Origin of the sequence: Lonsdalea britannica (genome assembly GCF_002111595.1) — a bacterium.
Classification (GTDB): Bacteria; Pseudomonadota; Gammaproteobacteria; order Enterobacterales; family Enterobacteriaceae; genus Lonsdalea; species Lonsdalea britannica.
In genome coordinates, this window is sequence record NZ_LUTN01000015.1 from 90,499 (window position 1) to 99,562 (window position 9,064).

At 48.6% G+C, this 9,064-nt stretch carries 7 protein-coding genes; 2 read left to right on the forward strand and 5 right to left on the reverse strand.

The genetic code is table 11. The annotated features are described in order from the left end of the window. The first annotated feature begins 769 nt into the window (after nt 1-769). Entirely contained in the window at nt 770-1,498 is a 729-nt protein-coding gene (locus AU509_RS13160; protein WP_094118547.1) for a GGDEF domain-containing protein, read from the forward strand. 345 nt (nt 1,499-1,843) lie between these two features. Here the strand turns inward: AU509_RS13160 and AU509_RS13170 are convergent, their stop codons facing one another. The 5 genes from AU509_RS13170 to AU509_RS13185 all read right to left on the reverse strand — a co-directional run bounded on the left by AU509_RS13170 (nt 1,844) and on the right by AU509_RS13185 (nt 7,177). Continuing rightward, nucleotides 1,844-2,185, reverse strand: coding sequence for a zinc ribbon domain-containing protein YjdM (locus tag AU509_RS13170; RefSeq protein WP_026738787.1), 342 nt, complete (start codon nt 2,183-2,185; stop codon nt 1,844-1,846). A 273-nt stretch (nt 2,186-2,458) separates the two neighbouring features. Then, nucleotides 2,459-3,109, reverse strand: a complete 651-nt coding sequence (locus tag AU509_RS13175) for a DUF421 domain-containing protein (protein ID WP_094118549.1) — start codon at nt 3,107-3,109, stop codon at nt 2,459-2,461. A gap of 290 nt (nt 3,110-3,399) precedes the next feature. Beyond that, entirely contained in the window at nt 3,400-3,567 is a 168-nt protein-coding gene (locus AU509_RS18745; RefSeq protein ID WP_254901582.1) for a hypothetical protein, read from the reverse strand. Nucleotides 3,568-3,578: 11 nt separating this feature from the next. Beyond that, the gene (locus AU509_RS13180; RefSeq protein ID WP_254901583.1) at nt 3,579-4,505 is read right to left on the reverse strand and encodes a glycerol dehydrogenase; all 927 of its coding nucleotides are present in this window, start codon (nt 4,503-4,505) and stop codon (nt 3,579-3,581) included. A gap of 1,013 nt (nt 4,506-5,518) precedes the next feature. After that, nucleotides 5,519-7,177 (reverse strand): methyl-accepting chemotaxis protein, encoded by a 1,659-nt coding sequence (locus AU509_RS13185; RefSeq protein ID WP_085652750.1) that lies wholly within the window; start codon nt 7,175-7,177, stop codon nt 5,519-5,521. A gap of 911 nt (nt 7,178-8,088) precedes the next feature. Between AU509_RS13185 and AU509_RS13195 the strand changes: the two genes are divergently transcribed. Continuing rightward, nucleotides 8,089-9,064 (forward strand): DUF3289 family protein (locus tag AU509_RS13195; RefSeq protein ID WP_139824056.1); only part of this gene is annotated, 976 nt, incomplete at its 3' end.

Here is a 9,064-nt window from a genome sequence, read left to right on the forward strand (position 1 = left end):
AATTGATGTCACGAGGGGATAATAGGGCTTTATATTTTGACTGTGTGTCTCAATACCAGATATAGCCACGATACGTCTCCTTGTTATATTTCAATTAATGCCGTCATACCGTAAAAATTACGAGTTATCGTAATAACAAACACCAATACATTGAAATAGCGTTCAAATGCCGTCATCCCGACAGCGATTATTGGAAATGCAAATAGGCTCCTGGTGGCGAATATCAAACACTAGAGAAAACAGGCTCAGCGATTGCCCTGTAATGAAAGGCGTTCATCGATCGGGGACGGCTGAGGTCAAAGTCAAAAAAGTCTGTTCCCTAAAATATATCGGCTAATGTATTTTTTGGTTAAGACTAAAAAAGAATAAAAATAGGGAATTCATGGCACTTGCCACTATTTCACCCTTGCGCGATATCCCCGTTGAAAACGAATGTCATGATTCCGTCACGCACCATTGTTATTTTTTACAAACGACTACCCGCATAAAGATAATACGCTATGGGCTCGTTCGCCATTTCGACTCGCCACTTTTTTTGTCTTGATGTCCCCTGCGCACTGAGCACCTCCCGGCAAGCGATGTCCGCCACCCTCGCCGACTGGTGTCTGGTCTGGGAGCCGAGCGATTGCTCAGGCAGCGGCACGACACATCCCTGTGGCGCTTCACGGGTATCACCATCCGGATGACGACATTGCGAAAATGTTTGGACAGGATCTCAACATGGACTTTCCGACGTTGGACTTTCAGCGTCATCACCTGGAGTAACGTCATGAGCCACTATGAACTGTTTACGCCGGAGTACGACATTCTGCTCTCAGCGCGGACGATAGCGGATCAGCAAGCGCTACCGCCGGAGGTCTATCGGGAGAGTCTCCAGATACTGACCGAGCACTACCAGCGACTGGTCAGGGAGACTCACCGACTCATCAGCCGCAGCGATCGCGCCGAACGGGAGCTGACTCAGCTCAACAACCAGCTTCATTCGCTGGCAGTTGAGCTGGAATACAGAGCCACCCACGATCCGTTGACCGATGTCTTCAACCGCAGCGCCATCATCGATTTAATCGAACACACGCTGGAACAAGCGCCAGCCGGGCTGATTGTGCTGGATATCGACCACTTCAAACGCGTCAACGACACCTACGGCCATCCGGCGGGCGACGCGGTCATCTGTGCGTTGATCGCCCGGATACGCCATGTGCTGCGCGGGCAAGGCAGCATCGGCCGTGTGGGCGGTGAAGAGTTCACGATACTGTTGGAGGATTACTCGCTGGCGCAAACGCTGGATATCGCCCGGCAGATTCATCTGAGCCTGAATCAGCGGCCGCTGGAGCCTCTCCCAACTGATGTCGTCACCGCCAGCTTCGGCATCAGCTGGGCGCCGCCGCTGACGCATTTCGATACCTTGTATGGCTCGGCGGATACCGCGCTGTACCACGCCAAGCATCAGGGGAAAAATCGCGTGGAGCATCTCCCGCTGGGTGTGACGTCCTCGTGAGCAGCGTTAATGAAGTGACGCTGATAGCGTCATCGAGCAGGAAGACGGTGAAGCCTGAAGGTCGACGACCGTTGGCTTATGGGCATCCATGAATAACGCCTCGTCATCGCTGGCATGGCGTCGCGAAATAAACGATTTATGATGGAATAGCGAAATAAAAGCGCAGCGCCATGCCTTTTCCATTTTCGAGAAGCGAATAGGAACGAAATGAAACATCACGTTCATTGAATAAAAAATGGAAGGCTGAAGTCATAATAAAATGACGGGAAGATGATACGTGGAATAAATAAGAAGAGACGCTTCCTGAAATCGATAACGTTATTTCAGGAAGCGAAGGCGCGGCAATTAGTTTTTCTTCACGAACTCGGATTTCAGCTTCATGGCGCCAAAACCGTCGATTTTGCAGTCGATATTATGGTCGCCTTCCACCAGGCGGATCCCTTTCACGCGCGTGCCGATTTTCAGCGGCGTAGAGCTGCCCTTCACTTTCAGATCCTTGATCACGGTGACCGTGTCGCCATCGGCCAGCAGGTTGCCATTAGCATCGCGAACGACCAGTCCTTCTTCCTGCTCCGCGGCCTCGCCCGCCATTGACCAAACATGCCCACACTCAGGACAGTTCAGCATGTCGTTGTCCTGCCAGGTGTATTCAGATTGGCATTTTGGGCAATTGGGTAGCTGTTGCATGATAAAATTCCTAAAAATAAAAAATGTATGTAAAAAACCAATGAAATCAATAGCAGTATATTCAGCTGAGCATATTTTAACGTTTTAAGGCCCCACTGAGTAGCCATCTTTACGTAAAGGTCTTTCGGACAACACGAAAACCGGGGCCGCCAACACAGGTTGATGGCCCCGGAAAAGGGGGGAAATAAGAATTAAGACAGAGCGTTAGCGGCATCAATGCCTCATTGCGCCGCTAAAAGAAACTGGCTCTATCCGCCGGATTGCGCGCAAACGCTATTTGATTACCGAACCATCCCGCAGGATAAACATCAGATTTCCGTCCCAAAACTCGGCGATAAAGATGTCGTCTTCTTGGAGTTCATGCTTGCTGAGCTGTTTTGCCAGCCAATCCTCATCTTTTTCAATTTGTTCCAACTCTCGCCGTCTGATTTCGCCGTCTTTCATGACAATCACCGACGGCATTTCGTTGTCTTCGCAGACGACCGTCAGCTGGCCGCTGGGCTCGATCTGAGCGTAGGTGATTTGTTGAAATGAACGAATCCCCTGCGAATGGAGCTGTGAGGCAACATTGAGGATATCGATTTTGTTCTTCTGTCGCAGGATGTTTTCCATCAGAAAACGGCCTTTTTTGACGATCGGCAAAGGATCGCCAATAGCGATAGAACGAAACAGATGAAAATGCTTGCTGATGAAATTCAGCAATGAAATAAGTCCTACGCCGATAAATAATACAATGATGTATTGATAGAGTGGGATGCTGTCGCTATAAATGACCCCGCCGATAATTCCCCCGAGCACGAAGTTACCGATGAAGTCCACCGGCGTCATTTGCGATAACTGTGTTTTACCTGAAACATTCAGGTGCGTGATGACAATAGTAAAACCAATAATGAACTTGATTAATACGAAGCAATAATATTCCATCTCTGCTCTATTCACAGCGTCTGCTGCGCCTCAGTTTTATGACCGAAGACAGTATAATAGAGAATGAGAACTTCGCCTGACTTCAGCCCTGTCGGGGATTAATTCATACTCAATCATGATCAACCATAGCAAGATGACGAAGTAGTTTATTAACGATGAGAAATCATACGTGAATACGTACTGTCGGTAAGAAAAGACGTTGAGCGGCTACGGCAGAACGCCGCATGAAAAGGAAAGCAGGGACATGCCAACCCGACAGGCGGGTCGGCATGAAACATCGCGGGGTAACGTTAGGCTTTCGCTTTGTAACGCTCAGCCAGGCTGTTAGCCGCAACCATCGCGTTGTAAACATCCTCTGCCGTGACTTCCATCGGCATGTTGCCCATGGTGTCGTCTTTGTGGCAGGCGATTTCCGCCACTTTACGCCATTCGGCTTCGACAAACGTTTTGAGTCCCATATCTTCCAGCGTCAACGGCAGGCCAGCCGTTTGATGATACGAATCACTTCATCAAACTCAGCGACCGGCGCGTTTTCCAGCACCAGCTGCGTCAGCAGGCCAAATACCACTTTTTCACCGTGCTGGGCTCTGTGCAAATCGGGAACGACGGACATCCCGTTGTTCACCGCATGGGCCGCCGCCAGACCACCGGATTCTGCGCCGACGCCGCTCAGATAAATTGTCGCTTCGATCGCCTGTTCCAGCGCGGGCGTTGCGACCTTGTTTTTGATGGCATCCATGGCGGATTCAACGTTTTCACTCAGCAGCTGATAACACAGTTTTGCCAGCTCCAGCCCCGTTCTTGACGGTTTTTTCAGAACCAGGTTGATGCCGTCCGCCTGATAGCAGGCGCGCGCTTCAAAATAGGTCGCCAGTGCATCACCCACGCCTGCCGCAAAGAAACGAACCGGCGCGGAAGCAATGATAGCGGTATCCGCAATCACCGCATCCGGGTTCTGAGGCAGGAACAGGTAGCGGTCGAATTCGCCGTTTTCTTTGTAGATAACGGATAGCGCGGTGCAAGGCGCATCGGTAGACGCAATGGTCGGGAACAGGATGACAGGCAGTTTCTGATAGAAAGCCACGGCTTTAGATACGTCCAGCGTTTTACCGCCGCCGACGCCGACAATAACATTCGCTTTCTGGCTGTTGACGATGTCGCCCAGGCGATTGATTTCAACATCAGTACATTCGTAATTAAATTTCTCAGCGGTACATTTCATCCCTTTTTCCAACAGGGGCGGGACAGCATCATCTTTAACTTTCTGCAGAATGAATTCATCACAGACGATTAATGCGTTATCCCCGAAATCTTTTACGAAATCATGGAGCTGATTAAGAATACCGTTGCCGATAAAGAATTTTTTAGGAGAAGTTATAGTGCGAGGCGTTTTCATTATCTGAAGCTCCTGAATCATTAAGTTTTGCCGTGCCAGTTTGATTACCCATACGGCAACCTGGTGTCGCGATATAATAACACCGCCATTATGAAACTAAAGTAATCATTTTTATCGAGGCCATGTTGTCGCAAATCAAAAATCGGCAAGATAGGGAAAATCAGGCAATGAAGCCCTATCAACCCCACTAAAATCAATAAATTATTCCATTAAAGATGGATTTCAAAGTACGTCATACCGCACAACAAGACCGCCGACAGCTAACTAAATGTTTTTAATTAAAAAACTAATTACAAAGACAATGAAAGAACAATAAACAAACAATACCTGATGAAATTAGTCAGGATTTTAATATAAAAAACAGGCACTAATTTTTAACCAAAACATGTCCCGAAATAGCCTCTTCTCTAAATCCCCAAATAACAGAAATAACGCTTTTCCCGCGATGAGTCCTCTATAGAAATCCCCTTTTTATTCTTTAAAAAATAAGTCTCATTTCAGCCGCTATTATGCTTTTTCTCTTCCGCCGGATTGAGGGTAAATAAACCCTTGTTTTCGATTTTCTTTGCACGACAAAAGAAAAACAAACCGGTGATACCCACACCTAAAGCGGTCAATGAGTCGCCATCTTATTTCCACAACGCTGAGCGCGATCGGTGTTGTCTTGGCGGATCATCTGCGTGGTTATCAAGAGCAGCGCAGCGGTTATCACGTAAAAAGGAGAGAGTTTATTGCCATCAGGCAGACGCAGCGCTTCCCTTGGGCACGCAACAAAGCATCGCGACACCATGAAAACGACGAGAAGATCAGAGGAAGGGAGCGGACGAGGAACGTCAGGCTGGCGGGCATCGCGGTTTGCGAGTCCGCGATGCCCTATCACCAATCACTTGTCGGCAAACGGGGGAAATCCACTCGCCGACCGTACATCCATTATACGGTTCGGCCAGTTCCCCGGGTCACCGCCACAGCGTGAGAAACGTTGCGACGATGGGTGATTGGCGCGCCTGTTTTTTTTAGAATTTCTCCCAGTTATCTTCGCCCGTCTTTTTACCGCCGGTAGTTGCAGGCAGCGCTTTGACGCTGGAAGAAGACGACGTTTTCTTCGTTAGCGTCGGCCGTAACAGCGTGTTTTCATTCGTGGGAAGTTTGAAGGAAGAGACGGCATTCGTCAGGTGATGCACCTGTTCTTCCAGCGACGCGGCCGCAGCAGCGGACTCCTGAACCAATGCCGCATTTTGCTGCGTCACGCCGTCCATTTCCGTCACGGCTTGTTCTATCTGACCGATGCCGCGGCTCTGTTCGTCGGACGCCGTGGCGATTTCACCCATCAAATCGTTGATACGCGTAATGGAGGTGATAATGGCGGTCATCGCCTCTCCGGTCTTGGTGACCTGATCCGACCCCATGCGCACGCCGTTCACCGATTCGCTGATCAGCCCTTCAATCTCTTTCGCTGCCTGAGCGCTGCGCTGCGCCAGATTACGGACCTCACCAGCCACGACGGCAAATCCTCGGCCCTGCTCTCCGGCTCTGGCCGCTTCTACCGCTGCGTTCAATGCCAGTATGTTGGTCTGGAATGCAATGCCGTTGATGACGCTGGTGATATCTTCGATTTTCTTCGAACTGGAGGTGATGCCCAGCATGGTTTCCCCCACCTCTTTCGCCACCTTCTCCCCTTCCTGCGCGGCTTTGACCGCGTCCTGAGTCAGGCTCGTCGCCTGATAGACGTTCGCCGTATTCTGCTTAACGGTCGCGCCCAGTTCTTCCATGCTCGCCGCCGTTTGCGCCAACGCGGACGCCTGCTGCTCAGTACGGGAAGAGAGGTCGATGTTACCCGCGGCAATTTCCTGAGACGCGTGAGCGACGGTATAGCTCGAGTCGCGCACCTGCCCGATAATCTGCACCAGAGAGAGACGCATCTGCTCCATCGAGCGCATCAGGTCGCCAATCTCACCTTTCAAATGCGCATTGACCGTGGTTTCCAGATGACCATTGGCAATCTGGCTGCAGTGATCCTTGGCGATACCCAGCTGATCCAGCACAAAGCGTTTCAGCAGGATCATCATCCCGGCGATGATGGCGATAAACACCACGGCGAAGATCACAATCAGCGTCATTGAGAAGGTGAAGTTACTCTGCGCATCCTGATTCAGCGTTTTGGCATATTGCTCACGGAATTCCAGGAGTTTATCCAGCGCGATTTCGTACTGACGATCCAGCTGTCTAACAACGGCCAGCTGCGCATAAAACTTAGGTTCGTCATTTTTGGCCGCCGCATCCAGCAAAGGCTGCAATCCATCCTGACGATAGGCGAGATAAGTCGTGCGATACGCGTCGGCCAGTGGACCTTCCGACGGTTGTTTAGGTGCGTTGAGATAAGACTGAAACGCCGCATCCGCTTTCGCCATAACGGCATTCACGCCTTCCAGCATCGACTGAGAATTCTGACCGCCCCCTTTTTCCATATCCTCCATATATTCCATGATACGAACGCGCAGGGTGCGGCTGTGGTTGATGGGGTCAATGACCGACAGCACGACGCGTATTTCTTTATTCACACTATCCAGCGAATCGTTGCTGCGTATCAGCATCCAGACATTCGATATCGTACTCGCGAAAAATATAAGTAAAAGTGTACCAAGAATAATGAGAGAGAAGCGTTTGATTGACATGATGAGTCCTATAAATGAGCAAAATGACGATATTGCCGACATCATTACTATCGGCAGAAAAAGCGCGCAGTTAAGCTCAATTGGACTGTAAACATGAGTTGGAGCTGACTTTTTATCAAAAAACCAACCAAGATCAACCAAAACACAAAAAACCATTGATTAAAAAGAATAATTTAATTAAATGGATTTTGATGATTCAGTCTTAAATACTGAACGTTACGCTGAAATCATGCTGAAAGGCATGGAAAATCACTCCCATATCACCCTTTGATGACAAGGAGAAGATGAGCCATTATTTGATCAGAAATAAAACAAAAAGATTGATGCCGGGAAACCTGAAGAACCCCGCATTATCGTGAAGGTTTATTCATCTTTAACCTAGGGTATTATTCAACATACATTTATAAAACCCCGCCTTTTTTCAGCACAAACGCGAAGAAATGACGCAGAAAGACAGCATATACGATCAGCATCGCGCCCTGCTTCAACGAACAATCAACGCATCGGCAAAGTGTGGCCTGAAGGGCGAATAAAGAAATGACACACTGAGAATCCCAAGCATATCGACACATCTGCAAGCCATGTAGAAAGAGAAAATAGCCTTTGCCCACTCTGCTGGCCGACGTACTGATTTTGGTCATCGGCGCCTGCAGCGTGGGGGCATCGTCAATGACCGGAATACCGTGGTTGTTGTGTGACATAACCGCGTGAGTCTATTTCTGAGCACCATGCCATGCGAACAACGCTATTCCAGGCAAACAGTTATTAACACTCAATTTAACGGGTTATTTATCGCCTTGATATCGAAGATGTTATGGTATTAGTAGCAGGGTTAAAATTCGTTTTATCAAAACACTGCGTCAATCGGAGGATTACGCAGTATAAACATTCAAACAAAAGGAATTGCATAATTGAATAATTTGCATGCTTACACAGCCAACCCCTTAGACGCTGTCTACTTTGAAGATATTCCCTATATCCTTCACCCTGAACACGCTTACCAGTCTCTGCAACACATCGCGCAACCTGAGGCCAACATTGACGACGCCAGGCTCCCGATGGGACTCAGGTTATCCGCGGATAAACATCAACTCTTCCATCACTACCGCTGGATGGCCTATCGAAGCGTGCTGGAGGAGATACGCAACGGAACGCTATTGCTGATTAGAAATACGTTTTATGGCGTAGAAATCATGGGCGTTCTTTCCGGTGGAAACAGGCTCAATGAGAGACTGCCTATTTTTCTTAAGGACAGACTGAATTATCTGATCAATAAACAGCTTAAAAGGCCTGCCTATTGTTACATGCCGCAACCCTTAGAAGATACGCTCACGCAATTTGTGCAGCCTAAGGCCAACGAAGAGCGACAGGAGCCGCAAAGAATGGCCATACCGGCGCTCATCTTTACCACCAGACATAAAATGGATGATTACGAAGCGGATGACATGAAGTGCGGCGATCTCGATATTGAGACGCTGAAAAGTCAATATAATATCGATGTCAATAATGTATCTTCCGTTGTGGATCCCGTAGATCTTGTAAAAAAACAGATCAGCCCAGTGCTCCCGCCATCTCTAGATATCGATCCCTGTGTGATAGATCTGCCTACTATACCTATACAAAATGAAAAGGTGCCCCAGGAAAAAGCGGCCGCGATGATGTTTGATGAATTCAGGAACTATGCTGTGATGTTTTCTTTTGCTGGGAAATATAAGCATATCATCATCGAGATGATCAACCACATGCAAGAAAACACGGGTACTCCCTTTAGTAACCCCTTTCTGGACTGTGCATTGAAAGAGCAAATACTGGAAGACAATTCCAGCAGCAGTACACTTCTAAATATCAAAAAGACGCTGAAATCCGCAATCGATTATGACTATGGGT